The 16,817-nt window shown below is 61.3% G+C and carries 12 protein-coding genes; 5 read left to right on the top strand and 7 right to left on the bottom strand.

Annotation, left to right across the window (positions count from 1 at the left end):
• Position 1: 1 nt before the first annotated feature.
• The 4 genes from RBB42_RS09855 to RBB42_RS09840 all read right to left on the bottom strand — a co-directional run bounded on the left by RBB42_RS09855 (position 2) and on the right by RBB42_RS09840 (position 6,003).
• Positions 2 to 538, bottom strand: a complete 537-nt coding sequence (locus tag RBB42_RS09855) for a TadE/TadG family type IV pilus assembly protein (protein WP_305969543.1) — start codon at positions 536 to 538, stop codon at positions 2 to 4.
• Positions 535 to 2,376 (bottom strand): TadE/TadG family type IV pilus assembly protein, encoded by a 1,842-nt coding sequence (locus RBB42_RS09850; protein ID WP_305969544.1) that lies wholly within the window; start codon positions 2,374 to 2,376, stop codon positions 535 to 537. Before RBB42_RS09850 ends, RBB42_RS09855 begins: the two co-directional genes overlap by 4 nt.
• A 168-nt stretch (positions 2,377 to 2,544) precedes the next feature.
• A complete protein-coding gene (locus tag RBB42_RS09845; RefSeq protein WP_305969545.1) occupies positions 2,545 to 4,356 on the bottom strand; it encodes a pilus assembly protein TadG-related protein in 1,812 nt (603 codons plus the stop codon).
• Between the two features lie 192 nt (positions 4,357 to 4,548).
• Positions 4,549 to 6,003 (bottom strand): Glu/Leu/Phe/Val family dehydrogenase, encoded by a 1,455-nt coding sequence (locus tag RBB42_RS09840; RefSeq protein ID WP_305969546.1) that lies wholly within the window; start codon positions 6,001 to 6,003, stop codon positions 4,549 to 4,551.
• A 352-nt stretch (positions 6,004 to 6,355) separates the two neighbouring features.
• On the opposite strand from RBB42_RS09840, the gene RBB42_RS09835 reads away from it, so the two are divergent.
• The 3 genes from RBB42_RS09835 to RBB42_RS09825 are packed head-to-tail and all read left to right on the top strand — an operon-like array spanning position 6,356 to position 9,483.
• On the top strand, positions 6,356 to 8,389 hold the full coding sequence (locus tag RBB42_RS09835; RefSeq protein WP_305969547.1) for a TadE/TadG family type IV pilus assembly protein: 2,034 nt from the start codon (positions 6,356 to 6,358) through the stop codon (positions 8,387 to 8,389).
• A complete protein-coding gene (locus tag RBB42_RS09830) occupies positions 8,386 to 8,919 on the top strand; it encodes a TadE/TadG family type IV pilus assembly protein (RefSeq protein WP_305969548.1) in 534 nt (177 codons plus the stop codon). Before RBB42_RS09835 ends, RBB42_RS09830 begins: the two co-directional genes overlap by 4 nt.
• 12 nt (positions 8,920 to 8,931) lie before the next feature.
• On the top strand, positions 8,932 to 9,483 hold the full coding sequence (locus RBB42_RS09825; RefSeq protein WP_305969549.1) for a TadE/TadG family type IV pilus assembly protein: 552 nt from the start codon (positions 8,932 to 8,934) through the stop codon (positions 9,481 to 9,483).
• A 66-nt stretch (positions 9,484 to 9,549) separates the two neighbouring features.
• Here RBB42_RS09825 and RBB42_RS09820 read toward each other — a convergent pair whose 3' ends face one another.
• On the bottom strand, positions 9,550 to 10,026 hold the full coding sequence (locus RBB42_RS09820) for a hypothetical protein (protein ID WP_305969550.1): 477 nt from the start codon (positions 10,024 to 10,026) through the stop codon (positions 9,550 to 9,552).
• 182 nt (positions 10,027 to 10,208) lie between these two features.
• Between RBB42_RS09820 and RBB42_RS09815 the strand changes: the two genes are divergently transcribed.
• Positions 10,209 to 11,951: an alpha-amylase family glycosyl hydrolase gene (locus tag RBB42_RS09815; RefSeq protein WP_305969652.1), complete on the top strand. Its 1,743-nt coding sequence runs from the start codon at positions 10,209 to 10,211 to the stop codon at positions 11,949 to 11,951.
• A gap of 213 nt (positions 11,952 to 12,164) precedes the next feature.
• Complete coding sequence (locus RBB42_RS09810; protein WP_305969551.1) at positions 12,165 to 13,685, top strand: COG3904 family protein; 1,521 nt, start codon at positions 12,165 to 12,167, stop codon at positions 13,683 to 13,685.
• A 120-nt stretch (positions 13,686 to 13,805) separates the two neighbouring features.
• Here RBB42_RS09810 and guaD read toward each other — a convergent pair whose 3' ends face one another.
• Positions 13,806 to 15,128 (bottom strand): guanine deaminase, encoded by a 1,323-nt coding sequence (gene guaD / locus RBB42_RS09805; protein ID WP_305969552.1) that lies wholly within the window; start codon positions 15,126 to 15,128, stop codon positions 13,806 to 13,808.
• Positions 15,129 to 15,179: 51 nt separating this feature from the next.
• Positions 15,180 to 16,781 (bottom strand): xanthine/uracil/vitamin C permease, encoded by a 1,602-nt coding sequence (locus RBB42_RS09800; protein ID WP_305969553.1) that lies wholly within the window; start codon positions 16,779 to 16,781, stop codon positions 15,180 to 15,182.
• Positions 16,782 to 16,817 lie beyond the last annotated feature (36 nt).

The raw sequence follows: 16,817 nt of genomic DNA, 5'->3' as shown, positions 1-16,817 counted from the left end.
CTTACCTCGGTTCCTGGACGAATGCGGATGTGGCGACCAGTTGCGCATAGCCCTGCGGGTCCTTGGGCAGGGCCATGCCAAAGGATGTGGTCGGCATGGCGGGCTTGTATTTCAGGCAGGCGCGCAGCAGCATCATCTGGTTGTCGAGCCCGGGGACGAAATTGCGAACCGGCCGCGGGTCTTCCTCGGCATTGATGCAGTCGGCCGTGGGCGGGACGGCGGCAAAGTTGCGCGGATCGACCTGGATCATTTCCAGACGCAGGTTTTCCGTGCAGCTGTCGACGATCACCGCCTCGTCGCAGATCTTTTGCCGCACCTCATCGTAGGTGGGGATGGCGCCGGTGTTCAGGCGGATTTCCCGCGTCGCCAGGTCCACGCCCCTCTCGAGCAGCGCGTGCCGCAGGTTCATGTAGCCCATCTCGACCGTTGCGGCGAGGATGAAGAAGAAGACCGTGAAGTAGATCGAGAATTCGACGGTACTGGACCCCTCCTCGTCACGGCGGAACCCCTTGAGCATTTCAAACAGACGTTGGGTCATTGGATCAGCCTCAGGTTGTTGATCTGGCGTGCGATCGTATCGAAGGTGTCGTAGATCTCGGCGCCCTGGACGTGGAAGAAATGGCTGGCCGAAGAGGCGCAGGAGAGCATTTCCGCAGCGGCCGCATCATCGGTCTCGAAGGCGATGGTAAAGACGGTCACGCCGCGCTGCCGGGCCAGGTCGCATTGCTTTTGCAGGTTGCTCTTGTTCTTGGACTGCAGAGACATGTTGTAGTAAGCGCCTCCACCCTGTTGCAGCAGTTCCACCTCGCCATTGACCGGATCACGAGGATCGTTCGGGCGGAACTGGTCCGTGGTCTGGCCATCGGTCATGAGGACAATGTATTTTTCCGTCTCGGGGTCGTGCCAGTCGATCGGGCGACCTTCAAAGCGGGAGTCCACCAGGCCGTTCGCAATCAGGTGGCTGACCTCGTCGCGGTTGGCCGGGTCGAGCAGGGCCAGACCGTACTTCATACCGTACTGGGTGCCTGTTCCGTCGTGCATCCGCATGTCCGCGATGAACTGCAGCAGCGCGTCGCGATCGGCAGAATAATACTGAACGGCCATCTGCTCACCCGGGCACCAGCCCCAGTCCATGACCTCTTCGTCGATGTCCCAGTGATGGAAATGCGGAACATAGTCGTCGGACAAGGGCAATGCCGTGGTGTCGAACTCGTCATCGTAGATCTCGACACAGGAGGACGGCATGTTGATGTGAACCGGATCTTCGGGGCTTTCGTCGGTCGTGTCCGGGCCGGCAGGCAGATCCCCAAGGTTCGGCGAGACGTAGGATTCCGCCCAGGCAACAAAGTCGATACTGCCGTAGCTATAGGTGCTACCGGGGATCTTGCCGCGGTTCTTGGTCGGGCCCAGGTCCGAGTCCGGTCCGTTCTGGTCGCCCTTGACCTGGAAATACCGCGTTCTTTGCTTGCCGCCCTTGATCGAAATGCCCAGGAACTGGCCGGGATCGCTCAGCTTGTTGTCCTGGGCAATCATGTAGGCCACGGCTCCGCGATAAAAGTCGTCGACGTCGCGCGGGGCGTTCTCGGGGAACCCTTCGATTTTGTGGGCGCGGTTGTAGATATCGTCGCCATCGGTGTCGAAATAGATCACGATGTTCGAAATCGCCTGTTCCCACGGGCTGAAGTAGTCACCGAGATCGACCACGGGTTCGGGATCGGGATCGGGCGTAGGTTCGGGATCCGGGGTGGGGATGTCCGGGCGTTCGCCGCGGAAATAGTCGAACAGGATGTCGCCGGGGTTCACCTGTCCTGCGAAGGGAACCAGGTTCAGCGTGGTCACGCCGTTGGTCTCATCCGTCATCACCTTGTGGACAAAGTTCTGCGCCGCGGGCTTGAGCCGCACCATGCGCTCGTTCCAGCGCATCGACCCCGAAATATCCAGCACCAGGCTGATTTCCACGTTGGCGATCTTTTCCTCGGCAACGCTGAGCGCCGGCGGCGTCAGGCTGTCATGGCCGCTCAACTTGAGGAAATAGGTCGGGATGGTCGTTTCGCCCCAGGCTTTGACCGTCCGGTGATTGAGCCCCCAGTCGACCTGGGTTCCCAGCAGGACGTGTTCCATCCCCGCCTTGTCCATGTAGTCGCGGACGACGTCATCCGAAGACAGGTACTGGTCAAGGTCCGCAGCGGCCAGAACCGCGCGGTCCATCTGCGTCTGCATCCGGGCGCGTGTTGATTCAAACCGCATGATGTCCACCGCGGCGCCGGAGATCACGAGGATCAGCAGCACCATCAAGACTGAAAACACCGTGACATTGCCGTCCTCGGGTTTCAGAAACCGGTGCGCCCGTCCGCGTATCGCTTGGCATCTTTCCATGACCATTCTCCCACTTCGACAGGCCTTTCTGGCCGCAGTAGGGAATGGTTAACAATTGTGCCTGTATTGAGGCGCAAACCGGTACAGTCTTGGATTTTTTCCGTGGTATTGCTGCTTCGGCATATCCAAATGAATAGGTGACACCACCCTCAGGTTCAGCACCCCATGTCATTGGATCAGCCTCAGGTTGTTTATCTGGCGAGCGATACTGTCAAAGGCATCGATGATCTCGGAGCCGTGGACATGGAAGAAATGGCTGTCGGACGAGGCGCAAAGCCGCATTTCCTCTGCCGCTGCGACCGTGGTCTCGAAAGCGATGGTAAAGACCGTGACCCCCCGTTCGCGCGCCAGGTCGCATTGCTGGTAGAAATTGGCCAGGTTGGACGCACGTCCGGTGCGGACGTGATAGCTGGCCGCGCCCTGGTTCAGCAATTCCACCTCACCATTGATCGGCGCGTAGGGATTGTTGGGGCGGAACTGGTCGGTGATCTGACCATCGGTCATCAGGACGATGTATTTCTCGGTCTCCGGGTCGTTCCAGTCGATCGGCCGCCCCTGAAAGCGGGCCTCGATCACGCCTTCGGAAATCAGGTGGCTGACCGCATCGCGCGTCGTCGGATCCAGCAACGCCAGCGCGTATTTCATGCCGAATTGCGCACCCGTACCGTCATGCATCCGGATGTCGTCGATGAATTGCTGCAGGCCGGCCGGATCGGCCGAGTAGTACTGGATCGCGGTGTCGTCCTCGGGGCACCATCCCCAGTCCATCACATCCGGCGCAGTGTCCCAGTGATGAAAATGGGGAACGTATTCGTCTGACACGGGCAGGTTGGAATTGGCGAATTCGAAGCTGTCGATCTCGATGCAGCTGGACGGCATGTTGATATTGATCTCGGCCAGCCCCTGCGCCGCGCCCGGGCCGTCGTAGGACGCCTCCCAACTCTCGAAGTCGATCGACCCATAGGACACTTCCGTCCCGGGGATCTTGCCCTTGTTCTTGGTGGGACCAAGGTCGGACAAGGGTCCGTTGGAATCGCCCCGCACCGTGAAATACCTGGTGGTTTGTGTGCCCCCCTTGATCGAGATGCCCAGAAACTCGCTGGAGGACGACAGTCGCCAGTCCCGTGAAACCGCCTCGGCCACGGCACCGCGAAAAAACTCATCGACGTCGCGCGGCGCGTCTTCGGGGAACCCTTGGATCTTGTGCGCGCGGTCAAAGATATCGTCACCGTCCGTGTCAAAATACATCACGATGTTCGAGATCGCCTGCTCCCAGGGCGGGAAGAAATCCGGTGTGCCGCCGTCAGGCACCTCGAGTTCGACCACCGGGACAGAAGGCCGCTCGCCGCGAAAATACTCGAACATCTCGTCGCCCGGGTTCACCTGGCCCGCGAAGGGGATCAGGTTCAGGGTCGTGACGCTTTCGGCGCTTTCGGACATGACCTTCTGGACAAAGTTCTTGGCGGCCGGCTTGAGATTGTCCAGCCGACCGTTCCAGCGCATCGATCCGGAAATATCCAGCACAAGGCTGATCTCGACGTTGGCGATGCGCTCCTCGGCAGTGGCCAGCGCGTTTGCGGGCAGAACGTCCCGGCCTGACATGCGCAGGAACAGGGTCGACAGGCTGGACGCCGCATCGGCGCCGACGGTGCGTTCGTTCAGGCCCTGGGTGACATTGATACTGGTGACGAACGAATCCAGCCCTGCCTTGGCGACGTAATCGTTCACCACGAAGGTCGGATCCTGGAACTGGTCCAGATCGGCGGCGGCCAGCACCGCGCGGTCCAGTGTCGTCTGCAGTCGCGCCCGCGACGCTTCTTGCCGCATGAGATCGACAGAGGCGCCCATGATCGTCATGGCCAGCAGCGCGATGTAGACCGAATAGATGGTGATGGTGCCGCTCTCGTCGCGGACGAAACGTCCGATCGCGCTTGAGGCGCGCAGCAGGGGGGAGCGGGACGTGAATGCAAATCTTGCCATCTTGGGTCTCCGATTTGACCGCACGGAACGAAACCGGCGGAACGGAACCCGTTTTCGAGTAAGATTCGGTCAACCCTCCGGCCAGAAATGCGGCAGAAGAATGGCCTAAGAAGATGATTTTCTACAAGTTCGGTCGGCTTTCATCACAAAGGGCGACCGATCCGGCCGCCCCTTGCGGTGCATTTGCCGCGATCAGAGCCCCTTGGCGCGATAGCTGGCCGCAACCCTGTCGATGGCCACGATGAAGGCGGCGGTGCGCAGGTCGGTGACATCCTTGCGGCTGTGCCAGACCTCGCTGATGGACTGGTAGGCGATACGCATCGTGTCATCCAGCCCCGAGCGCACCAGTTCCAGTTCGTCCGCCCCGCGCAGGTAGCGCGCCTTGAAGTCCGGCGTCATTGACCACTTGTCGCCCAAATGATCCGACAACCGCTCTAGCTCGCGCACGATCAGCTCGTGCCGGGCCTCTTCCTGGCGGCGCTGCATCCGGCCAAAGCGGATGTGACTCAGGTTCTTGACCCATTCGAAATAGGACACCGTCACACCACCGGCGTTGGCGTACATGTCGGGAATGATGACGACGCCCCTTTCACGCAGGATGTCATCGGCCCCGGCAGTGATCGGGCCGTTCGCGGCCTCGATGATCAGCGAGGCCTTGATGTTATGCGCGTTGCCAAGGTTGATGACCCCTTCCAGCGCGGCCGGGATAAGGATGTCGCATTCCGCTTCCAGCACCTGTGCGCCCTCGGCGGTATGATTGGCGTCCGGATAGCCCGTCACTCCACCATGACGGACGATCCAGTCACGCACCGATTGCACGTCCAGCCCGTCTGGATTGAACAGCGCCCCGTCCCTCTCGATGATACCGGTGATCCGGGCGCCGTCTTCCTCCTGCAGGAACTTGGCGGCGTGGAAACCCACGTTGCCCAGCCCCTGGACGACGATGCGCTTGCCGTCCAGCGTGCCCGCAAGCCCCGCCTTGGCCTTGTCCTCGGTATGGCGAAAGAACTCGCGCAGCGCGTATTGCACGCCGCGACCGGTGGCCTCTGTCCGGCCCTGGATACCGCCGGCATTGGTCGGCTTGCCGGTGACACAGGCGTTGCCGTTGATGTCGGTGGTATGCATGCGCCGGTACTGGTCGGCGATCCAGGCCATCTCGCGCTCGCTGGTGCCCATGTCGGGCGCGGGCACGTTCTGCGAGGGATTGATCAGGTCCCGCTTGATCAGCTCATAGGCAAAGCGCCGGGTGATCTGCTCCAGCTCATGCTCGTCGTATTGGCGGGGATCGACGCAAAGCCCGCCCTTGGACCCGCCGAACGGCGTTTCGACCAGGGCACATTTATAGGTCATCAGTGCGGCCAGGGCCTCGACCTCGTCCTGGTTGACCTCGGGGGCGAAACGGATGCCGCCCTTGACCGGCTCCATGTGTTCCGAGTGCACCGAGCGATAGCCGGTAAACGTCTGGATCTTGCCCCGCAGCCGCACGCCGAAGCGGACCGTGTAGGTGGCGTTGCACACCCTGATCTTTTCCTCCAGGCCGGGCGGAAGGTCCATCAGCGCAACCGCGCGGTTGAACATAAGATCGACTGACTGTCTGAAGGTCGGCTCATTGGACGGCACGGCGGGCCGCTCGGTAACGACGGACATGGGTTTCCTTCCTTTCCAGTGTCCGCGCGGGGCGCGCCGCACCCCGCGCGCATGGCTCCTCTTGACGGGAGCACGCAGGATCAGCCTAGCCCGGCATGGGCCGTGTCCCAACCCCGGATTTGACCGAGTCGCCCGCAGCGCCTGCCACAACCCCTGCGGGACCATCGTCGGCCCAGGTGAAACAATGCCACAAAGCCGCCTCGCACTGTCCCGCCAACCCCTTGAGTTCAAGGAAAACTCGACCACGACCGCCCAAGTTTGGCCATTTTGAAATGGCATAAAATTGTCATCAAATCTGATCCGTCCACGGCGTTCCGGGGCTGCCGTGGCGACCCGGTTGAAAGGTGTCCGAATGTTTAGATCAACCACCAGCCTCACGGCGCTCGCGTCGTGCGGCGCCGGCCTGCGAAACGAGCTTCGCCGCTTTGCCGCCGACACATCCGGCAACATGTCCTACCTCGCGATCGTCGGATCGCTGGTCATGATGATCTTCGGGGGCGTCGGCGTCGACATGATGCATGCCGAACTGAAGCGCACCAAGGTCCAGAACACGCTTGACCGCGCGGTTCTGGCCGCCGCCAACCTCGACAACGTGCAAGCGCCCGAGACCGTCGTCCGCGACTATCTCACGGTCATGGGGTTGGGCGACGCGCTGACCACGGTGCAGATCGAACAGGACCTGTCTTCGAAACGCGTGGCGGCAAGGGGCGAGGCATCGATCCAATCCGGTTTCATGTCACTGATCGGCGTGGATTCGCTGGACTCTTCCGGCCTTGCCGCAGCCGAGCATTACAGTTCCAACCTGGAAATCTCGATGGTGCTCGACGTGTCGGGGTCGATGGGCAGAAACAGCAAGATCGACAACCTGCGCGACGCCGCACAGGAGTTCGTCAACATCCTGATGCCGCCCGGAACCGACACGGGGGTTTCGATCTCGGTCATTCCCTACAACGCGACCGTCAACATGGGTGCCACGGTATCGCAGTATTTCGCACTGGACCGCCAGCATTTCCATTCGGCCTGCGCCGAGTTCTCCGCGGCCTCCTTTGCGACGACGGCACTTGCCCCCGACACACCATTGCAACAGGTCGGCCATTTCGACCCCTATTCACGCTCGACCGCCGGAGGCCACACCCCCTATCAGTGGTGTCGCGATGGCGACAACGCCGCGATTGTGCCGCACAGTTCCGATGCCACCCAGCTGAAGACGCAGATCGCCGCGCTCGAGGCCTGGGGCAATACGGCAATCGACGTGGGCATGAAATGGGGCACCGCACTGCTTGATCCCGCAGCCCGCCCGGCGGTTCAGGCAATGGCCGACGATGGCCTTGTCGCCGTGTCCAATGCCGCGCGCCCCGTGGATTTCGACGTGAACAACACGATGAAATACATCGTCGTGATGACGGATGGGGAAAACACCACGCAATTCGACCTGCCCGAAACCATGAAGGATCCCGGCGCTATGACCGGCGTCTGGGTCAACACCAAGGGCACAGAGACATTCGCAGACGATGACTACTCGGTCCGCCTGGAACGCTACAGTAGCAGCACGGATATCACCGACTACTTCCCGACCTATTCGAAAGACATTTCGAACGTCGTGTTCTACTTCGACACGAACAACGACGGAATTCATGACATCGCGCACAAGATCGAAGGCTTCCCGGACGGGGGCCCGAAGGACGTTGACGATTTCCTTGAAGGTGCAATCGCGACCCTGATCGCGACAGACGCTGATCTGACCGACAGCGCGCAATTCATGGGCGCGTCGGTCAAGGCTGGCAGGACTTCGCTTTACTACGGGGTGAACAACGACACCAATGGTTCCCTGCCCGATTTGGGACCGGTCATGAACCACGAGACGATCCCGGGACGCACCTACAACTATTCGACCTTCGATTTCACAAGCTGGTCAACCGGCACAGAGATCGCGAAATACTACTGGACCCGCACGGCAAGCGACTGGTCCGAACGATACCAGTCCACGGTTGACGGGGTTGGTGGCGATCCGGATCACGTCCACGAACTGAATTACATCGAACTCTACGACCGGTTCGGGACGCAGGCCGCGGCAAGCTACCTTTTCTCTCAGCCGGTCAACCACGGTTTCATCAGCAACGCGCGATACCATACGATCTCGCAGCCTTACGAGGTGGTGGCCGGCCCCAACAGCGCCGATGCGCGGCTGGACGCGATCTGCGACTCCGCCAAGGCGCAGGGGATCGTGGTTTTTGCAATCGGTTTCGAAGCCCCCTCGCGCGGCCTGGAGGCCATGTCGAACTGCGCCTCCTCGCCCGCGCATTTCTTCGATGTCGAAGGCGCCGACCTGCATGACACCTTCGCAGGTATAGCGCAGACCATCACCCAACTGAGGCTGACCCAATGACCCGCGCGTCCTGTCCCGCCCTGCGCCGCTTCTGGTCCGACGAGGCCGGCAACGCGGTTGTCCCCTACGCCCTCTGGGTGCCGCTGTTCGTGGCCATCATCGTCTCGGCGGTCGAAATCGGCATGATCACCGTGCGCCACACCCAATTGGAGCGCGCCCTGGACCAGTCCGTGCGCGAACTCAAGATCGGCGTGACCGCGCCCAGCCATGACGCGCTCAAGGCATCGATCTGTGCCAAGACCACGGTCCTGCCCGGCTGCAACGAGACGCTGCACCTGGAAATGATCCCGCTGGACATGCGCAACTACGTCGCCCCGCCGGCCTCGGCCGATTGCGCGGACATCAGCCAGGAGGCGACGCCCCAGCGCAATTTCAGTCACGGGGCCGGAGGCCAGATGATGTTCCTGCGCGCCTGCTACAAGTTCCGCCCACTGACACCCGCGTCGACGCTGAACGCCAGCCTGCCCAAGGACACCGAGGGCTATACCGCCATCGTGTCGACCTCTGCCTTCGTCTACGAGCCCAGCTGAGGAGATCCAGCCATGCGACTTCCCGCTTTCCTTGCCCGCTTTGCGCGCGACACCCGTGGCTTCGTCAACGTCGAGGCAGTGATCGTCTTTCCCGCACTGCTGTTCCTGTTCGGTGTCGGATGGACCTATTTCGACGCCTTCCGACAGCAAGCGGTCAACCAGAAGGCCAACTACGTCATCGGTGACATGCTGTCCCGCGAGACCGGGGCGATCACGCCGGATTACCTGACCAATGCCCGCCACCTCCTGCGCAACCTGACCAAGACCAGCGGCGCCGAGAGCGACCTGCGCATCACGATCGTGCAATACAGCGAAAGCCATGGCGGTTGGCGGGTGAGCTGGTCGCAGCAACGCGGCGACTATCCCAGTCTCGCAGACGCGGACCTCGCGGCCTATGCAGACAAGCTGCCGTCCGGCGTCAACGGTGAACAGCTGATCCTGGTCGAGACATGGGACAACTACAGCCCGGTGTTCAGCGTCGGCCTCGATACTTTCGAGATCCGCACCTACAGTTTCACGCGCCCGCGCTACGCACCGCAAGTCGTCTTCGAGCAGCCGGCCTGATTACCCCAATCGGTTGTCCGAAGAGCAAGGGGCCGCGGCATCTGCCGTGGCCCCTTCGCTATCCGATCAGCTCTTTCGCTGGCTCAGCAGGTGGATCATGATATCGGCCACCGGCTTTGTCTGCGAGGCGGCGGTGACGCCGCCAATGGCCACCCTGCGGCCCAGCCGCCACCAAAGGCCCAGCCGCCAGACGCGGCTCCCCGGTTCCTTGAGAATGATGATGAATCCGTTCGACGGCTTCATCGCAAACATGCCGCGGTCGACCTTCTCGATCTCGTCCAGACGGGCCACCACGGTGCCGTCGCTGTCGGTCAGCGCGTCTTCGGTGAGGATCAGGGAATGCCCCGTCGCCTGCCACATCACCTGCCCCGCCCAGAGCGCCCCCGCGCCCAGCGCAATCAGCACGACCTTCCAGCCCAGCGCCATTCCCGCCGTCATGAAGGCCATCCACAGCATCAGGCCACCCAGGCCCAGCATCGAGACGACCCCGATCACCCGGCGCGATGCGGATGTCGTGATGCGTGCCAGTTCTTCCTCTGCCATCTCCGGGCCTCCCGCGGTTGCGCCGGTCCGTCCTACTGTGGGTCCAGCCCGGGGGAAAGACCCCAGCCCGCCCAACATCCGTGCAAAAGGCCTTAAATCGCGCCGGTTACGGCCCGCACCGCTTCCAAGCCCGGGCACGACGCGATTATATGGTTGGCATGACCACAGCCGGACCATCCGCGATGACGCCCCCCGCCCAGCTTTCCAACCGCCTGCGCGCCCTGTTGATGCGCATTTACCCCGACCGTGACACCGATGAGCTGACCACCAGGTTGATCGAGGCGTTTTGGCCGGAAAGCGCGACGGCCCGCAAACGCGCCCGCAAGCCGGGAAACTCGCTATGGTCGCAAAAGGACGCGGTGCTGATCACCTATGGCGACAGCCTCATCGACGGGGTCTACAAGCCGTTGGACCTGCTGCGCGATTTCCTGGGCAACTACATGACGGGCGTGGTCAACGGCGTGCATATCCTGCCCTTCTTTCCCTTCACCTCGGACGACGGATTTGCCGTCACGGATTACCGCAAGGTGAACCCGACGCTGGGGGACTGGCCCGACATCAGCAGGATCGGCGCGGAATGGCACCTGATGTCCGACCTGGTATTGAACCATGTCTCAAGCCAGGGCACCTGGTTCAACGCCTACCGGCAGGGCCAGGAACCCTACGACAAGTTCTTTTACGAGGCCTCGCCCGAGGACGACCTCTCCGCCGTGGTCCGTCCCCGCACCACGCCCCTGTTGCAGGAGGTCGAGACCTCGAACGGGCTCAAGCATGTCTGGTGCACCTTCAGCCACGACCAGGTGGACCTTGATTTCCGCAACCCCGAGGTGCTGCTGGAAATCATTCGCATCATCCGGCTGCACGTCGATGCCGGGGTCAAGATCATCCGACTGGATGCCGTGGCCTTCATCTGGAAAGAGCCGGGCACCCCCTCGATCCACCTGCCCAAGACCCACGCCATCGTGCAGCTGTTGCGCGTGCTGGCGGATTTCGCCGCCGAACCGATTGTCCTGCTGACCGAAACCAACGTCCCCAAGACGGAAAACCTCAGCTATTTCGGCCAGTTGAACGAGGCGCACTGGATCTACAATTTCCCGCTGCCGCCGCTGATCCTGCACGCGATGCTGGCCGGCGATGCGCGGGCGCTGTCCAACTGGCAAAGGGCCATGCCCCCTGCCCCGCACGGCTGCGCCTATCTCAACTTCTCGTCCAGCCATGACGGTATCGGGATGCGTCCCGCTGAGGGGCTGTTGCCGGACGAGGAAATCGCCCAGATGATCAAGACGGTCCAGGCGACGGGCGGGCTTGCCTCGATGCGGGCACTGCCCGGCGGCGGCACGGCGGTCTACGAGTTGAACACCACCTTCTTTTCCGCCATGCAGCGCACCTACAAGGGCGAGGACGGGCTGCAGGTGGATCGCTTCATCTGCTCGCAGACCATCGTCATGTCGCTGGAGGGCATCCCGGCCTTCTACATCCACGCCATGCTGGCGACGGAAAACGACCTGGAGGGCGTGGCGCGGCGCGGCATGAACCGGGCGATCAACCGGCATCGCTGGAACTACCCGGAATTGCGGGAAAAGCTGGCCGATCCGGACAGCGACCAGTCCCGCGTGCTGACCGCCCTGTCAGACCGGTTGCGGTTGCGCGCCAAACAACCGGCGTTCCATCCCAACGCCACGAATTTCACGCTCTCCGTGGACGACCGGGTTTTTGCGGTCTGGCGGCAAGCACTGGACCGCAGCCAGTCGATCTTTGCCCTGCACAATGTTTCCGCCGAAGAGCTGGAACTGCCGCCCAAGTCGCTCAACCTGATTGCGGACGAGGAATGGGTGGACCTGCTGTCTGGGGAAACGCTGCATCCTGAGGAGGACGGCGTGACGCTGGCCCCCTACCAGTGCCGCTGGATCACCAACAGAGGTTAGGAGAGATGAGCGACGGCCTTAACGGTTGATCGCGACGAGCCATCTCAAAATCAGAAACGATCCTTTGCCGGACGGCCTCAACTATATGTCGGCGAAAGGCAAAGTTTGGATCAACCTGACTCGTCAGGGGCACTTTACTTCAGAGCGGAATACTGGACTTGGAAAGGAGCCAATGTCACACTCCGATCACCAAGAAATTCGATGAGAGCTATTATGTCGAGATTTCTCTCTTTGTTGTTTTTCCTTTTCCCCATGCAACTTTTCGCGGCTGACTTCGAGTTGGTAGAGGGGCGCGACTGTGGCATCTTACTCACCGGTCAGATTCAACCCGGAGATCTGGATCGTTTCCGCGATGCCTATGAACGGGCCTACCCGGAAGAGTCCCAGTTCACAAGCGGGCAGACCATCTGCCTGGATAGCCCGGGCGGAAGCATCGCCGAAGCGCTGCGGCTTGCGGAGGAAATTCGAAACCTTGGTGTGGGCACGGTTCTGCGCCAGGATTCGTCTTGCTTATCAGCCTGTGCAGTTCTGTTTATGTTCGGAACGAAGAAAGGCTTGGACGGGCGGGAATTCAACCGTCGCATGCACTACACAGCCACCCTTGGCTTCCATCGGCCCAGCCTGACAGTTGACGAGACGCAAACGTACAGCGCGGACGCAGTAAGCCAAGGTTTTGACCTGTCCACGGATGTATTGCAGCGCTTGACAGAATTGGGGTCGCAAACTCACCAGAACTCGCCAATTCCCATAATCTCGACCGACATACTTGTCCAGATGATGATATATGAGGGGCAGAACTTTTTTTACATCGACACCGTTGACAAGGCGGGGAAGTGGATGATCGACGTCTACGGCATTCGATCCCGGGAACGATACGGCATGAAACAAGTGCTGATTGCCTGTGACAATCTCTGGAACTGGAGCAGTTCCGGCCCCTATCAACCCGTGATTGAGCCGACGTTCGATGAAATTAGAGAAAGGGTTTACAAGGTCTACTACGACAAAAGAGAACCTTATGCCACATACACAGAAGAACAACTTCGAAACCCCGCCTGGACCCACAACGTTCAGTACTTGGTCCATGCTCGCGCACAAACTAAAATTCAGGGGTTCGAGACGACACGTTTTTGCCGGATTGACGACTCAAATGTTAGCGCCTGCGGGTATGATTCTCCATACGAAACAAGTCTACTAAGGCGCGCCCACCCAAACTCCATTTGCCACTCAAGGATTGATGCTGATGTAGGATTTAATGATTACCCACTAATTTCTCTCGCTCCCTCCAATTTCCTCCTAAAAGATCTGCAAGGTTATTTCGACGGATTTGAAAAGGAAACCCTAGAGGATGTCCAGAAATTCGCATTGGACATCGTTGGACACTGCTCGCCATCTACAAGTTTTGGCGCCATCGTCAAGTCAACCACAACAGATGTGTCAGTCAAGGCCTCACCGGATCCAAATTCAGAAGACGTCGGAAAACTTATCACCCTGGAATGGGTGGATATTGCCAGCGAAACTCCCAAGTTCAGTGGACCAGCCGACGCCGTCGCAAGATGTAAATCCATTTGTGAAAGCTACGAAGTGGTTTGGGGCGACGACTCGGTAACAAATTGGGCCCCGCTGAACCCGACGCAGAAGGCGCTTCGTCAGTGTCTCGATGATGACATTATCTGGTGGCAGGTCAAAATCAAGAACGGTCCAAAGGGCTTGGTGAGTGTGCGCCACTTCGGGTGAGGAATGTTTTTTCCTGCTGCCCCTTGCAGTTCTGCGCGGGGCAACATGTCGCCAGCATTGAGTTCGCATTCGTCTCCCTGACGCTGGTCTACGACCAGATGCAACGCGACTGATACCAGGTCAAGCCGCCACCCGGGCGGAGTGTGCGCCCGGCGACTTGCTCGCCTGCCCTGCTACATAGACCTCTTCCACCGCCCGATCGTCGCCCATGACCTGAAGGATGAACAGCTCTTCGGCGAGCGTTTCCGCGCGCTCCATGCGCAGCGCCATCGCCCCGGTCGCGCGGGCGTTCAGCACGACGATATCCGCTTCGGAGCCTTCCTCCAGAGTGCCGATCCTGTCGGCCATGCCCAGCACTTCGGCATTGCCGCGCGTGGCCCAGTCAAAGGCCTGCAACGGGTGTAGGGCTTGGCCCTGCAGTTGCAGCACCTTGTAGCCTTCGTTCAGAGTCTGCAGCATGGAATAGCTGGTGCCCGCCCCGACGTCCGTGGCGATCCCGCTGGTGATCCCGCGCGCGGACAGCCCGCCGTGATCAAACAGGCCGGATCCGAGGAACAGGTTGGAGGTCGGGCAGAACACGGGATGCGCGCCGGTCTCTGCCAAGGCGTCGATCTCGCGTGGTTCCAGGTGGATGGCATGGCCCAGCAGGCTGTTGTCCCGCAGCAGGCCGTAGCCCTGGTAGACGTCCAGATAATCGCGCGCCTGCGGGTATAGCTCCAGCGTGTAGGCGATCTCATCTCGGTTTTCCGACAGGTGGGTCTGGATCGGGCACGTCGGGTTTTCCTGCGCCAGCGCCTGCGCCATCTCCATCTGTTCAGGCGTCGAGGTGATTGCGAAGCGCGGCGAGATCACATAGCCGCAGCGCCCCTTGCCGTGCCATCTGCCAATCAGCGCGGTGCTGTCGTCATAGCCCGATTGCGGCGTGTCGCGCAGACCATCGGGCGCGTTGCGGTCCATCAGAACCTTGCCACCCAGCATCCGCATGTTGCGGCGCACAGCCTCGGTGAAAAAGGCCTCGACCGAGGTGCCATGCACCGAACAGAAGGCCACGGCGCTGGTCGTGCCATGCGCCACCAATTGATCCATGAAGGCCGTCGCCATGCGCGCTGCGTGCGCCTCATCGGAAAAGCGCGTTTCCTCGGGGAAGGTGTAGCTGTTCAACCAATCCAGAAGTTGTGCGCCCCAGGAGGCGATCACCTGAACCTGCGGGAAATGAATATGGGTGTCGATGAAACCGGCCAACAGCAGGTGCGGGCGGTGATCTGTCACGGGCACGCCGGGGGCCGTCCTGGCCACTTCGTCGAAATCCCCGCGCCGGACGATCATCCCGTCCCGTAGCCACAGGGCGCCATCCTCGATGTAGGTAAAGGCGTCGGTATCCTTGCCATCCGCTGGGGCGCGGTGAAAGCTCAGGATGCGGCCGCGCAAGAGTGTCTCTGTCATGGGGTTTCTCGTCTGTTGGCGGGGCGGCCTCTGAGGCCGCCCCTTGGTGTGTCAAGCGCGTTGCGCGGGCGGAATATCGTCCATCATGTCCGGTTCATCCGGCACGATCACACGCTCTTCCAGGTCCTCTTTCGGGGCCACGAGCGGGTAGAGGTACAGAAAGGCCCCGATGATGACGTAGCCCAGGGTGATCCCGTCGAACTGCGGCATCTGGAGGGTCGGCGCGTGGATGATCCCCAGCGAGGACATCGCGGCAGCCGCCAGCGCAAAGGCCCCCGCCATGCGGAACCGCGCGTCGATCACGTCGGCAACGATGGCGCCCCAGATCAGCCCGGTCAGGATCGCCCCCTGGCTGAGCGCAAGGTGCCCCTCGTAATGCGCTCCTTCCATCAGCAGGGCGGCGGTCAGGTTCGCATCGCCCAGGGCGGGCAGTCCCTCGACGCCCGAACTGCGCAACGCGTTCATCAGCGACCCCCATTTGACCATCAGGAACTCCGAGATATGCGGCAGGATGGCAAAGGACACGGCGGCCATGTGCATCGGTTTGATCGACCATGCGGTGTTTGTGATGAGGCTCACCGAGACAAAGACCAGCACGGGGGCGGCGGCGGCAATCGGGATCAACCCGGCCAAGAACGACAGGAAGCCCAGAAAGGCTGCGGCCGCGATCACGACAGCGACGCCGACGATATAGCCTGCGTGGGCATCCAGTCGCTTGTAGGCCGGGTGGCCGATGTAGACCGTGGTCGGAAAGGGAGAGCCGAAGACCGCGCCGATCATCGTGCCCGCCCCGTCCGTCACCTGGCACAGGCCCACGGGATAGCTGTCCCCGGCGGCCTCGGCGCTCTCGACATTGTTCATCGTCTCGATGAAGTTGTAGATCTGCACCGGGATCAGCACCAGGAACAGTTCCGGGTTGGCGAACAGGTACTGGATACCCGCGATCATGTCGCCGAGATAGGGCACCGGCGGATAGGCCCCGACGTCGGAGAAATCGAACTTTGCCTCCCCCAGAACGATGGCGATCACGGTGCCGGCGCCGATGGCCACAAGCCCCGCAGGCACGTTGCCCGGCAGGCGAAAGCGTCCGATCAGCCCCCAGAGGATGAACAGCAGCGAGGTGAAGCCGATGACCGGGTTTTCAAAGATCTCTGCCAGCGGCACCGACCCGATAAAGACCAGAGCGATCCCGCAAAGCGTCCCCAGCATCCCCGCGCGCGGCGTGATGCGTTTGAGGAAGGGACCGACCACGGCGCCCAGCGCCGCGACGATCCCGCCCATGAAGCCTGCGCCGATGCCCACCTGCCATGCCAGCAGCGGATCCTGCGTCGCCCAGTAGATCGGGCCGATGACGCCAAAGAGATAGACGAACATCACCGGGGTGGAGATGCCGTAGGGCAAGGCCGTCACGTCGCGGCCCTGCCGCGTCGCCGCCCATTTCGCCATGACAGTATAGACCGCGACCCCAGCCAGGATGGCCACCGCCGCGCCCGGTACGATGCGGCCATAGACGATCTCGGCCGGCATCTGGAACACGAACTGGCAGACCCCAGACAGGATCAGCAGATTCACGAGATTGTCGGTGAACAACGCCCAGAAGGCGCTGAAATCGCTGCGTGTGAACAGCCTGTAGGTGTAGCTTGCACCGTCCATGACGGTTTCCTCCTCCGATGTGACCAGCTCCACGGC

The organism is Mameliella sp. MMSF_3455, assembly GCF_030733205.1.
Classification (GTDB): Bacteria; Pseudomonadota; Alphaproteobacteria; order Rhodobacterales; family Rhodobacteraceae; genus Antarctobacter.
The sequence above is the reverse complement of the archived record's forward strand: the minus strand, read 5'-3'. Positions and strand labels throughout refer to the sequence as shown.

Coding starts and splice junctions, on each gene's coding strand:
- RBB42_RS09815 (WP_305969652.1), top strand. CDS start 10,209: ATGACGCCCCCCGCCCAGCTTTCCAACCGCCTGCGCGCCCTGTTGATG.
- RBB42_RS09800 (WP_305969553.1), bottom strand. CDS start 16,781: ATGGACGGTGCAAGCTACACCTACAGGCTGTTCACACGCAGCGATTTC.
- RBB42_RS09810 (WP_305969551.1), top strand. CDS start 12,165: ATGTCGAGATTTCTCTCTTTGTTGTTTTTCCTTTTCCCCATGCAACTT.
- RBB42_RS09820 (WP_305969550.1), bottom strand. CDS start 10,026: ATGGCAGAGGAAGAACTGGCACGCATCACGACATCCGCATCGCGCCGG.
- RBB42_RS09855 (WP_305969543.1), bottom strand. CDS start 538: ATGACCCAACGTCTGTTTGAAATGCTCAAGGGGTTCCGCCGTGACGAG.
- RBB42_RS09850 (WP_305969544.1), bottom strand. CDS start 2,376: ATGGAAAGATGCCAAGCGATACGCGGACGGGCGCACCGGTTTCTGAAA.
- RBB42_RS09840 (WP_305969546.1), bottom strand. CDS start 6,003: ATGTCCGTCGTTACCGAGCGGCCCGCCGTGCCGTCCAATGAGCCGACC.
- RBB42_RS09830 (WP_305969548.1), top strand. CDS start 8,386: ATGACCCGCGCGTCCTGTCCCGCCCTGCGCCGCTTCTGGTCCGACGAG.
- RBB42_RS09825 (WP_305969549.1), top strand. CDS start 8,932: ATGCGACTTCCCGCTTTCCTTGCCCGCTTTGCGCGCGACACCCGTGGC.
- guaD (WP_305969552.1), bottom strand. CDS start 15,128: ATGACAGAGACACTCTTGCGCGGCCGCATCCTGAGCTTTCACCGCGCC.
- RBB42_RS09835 (WP_305969547.1), top strand. CDS start 6,356: ATGTTTAGATCAACCACCAGCCTCACGGCGCTCGCGTCGTGCGGCGCC.
- RBB42_RS09845 (WP_305969545.1), bottom strand. CDS start 4,356: ATGGCAAGATTTGCATTCACGTCCCGCTCCCCCCTGCTGCGCGCCTCA.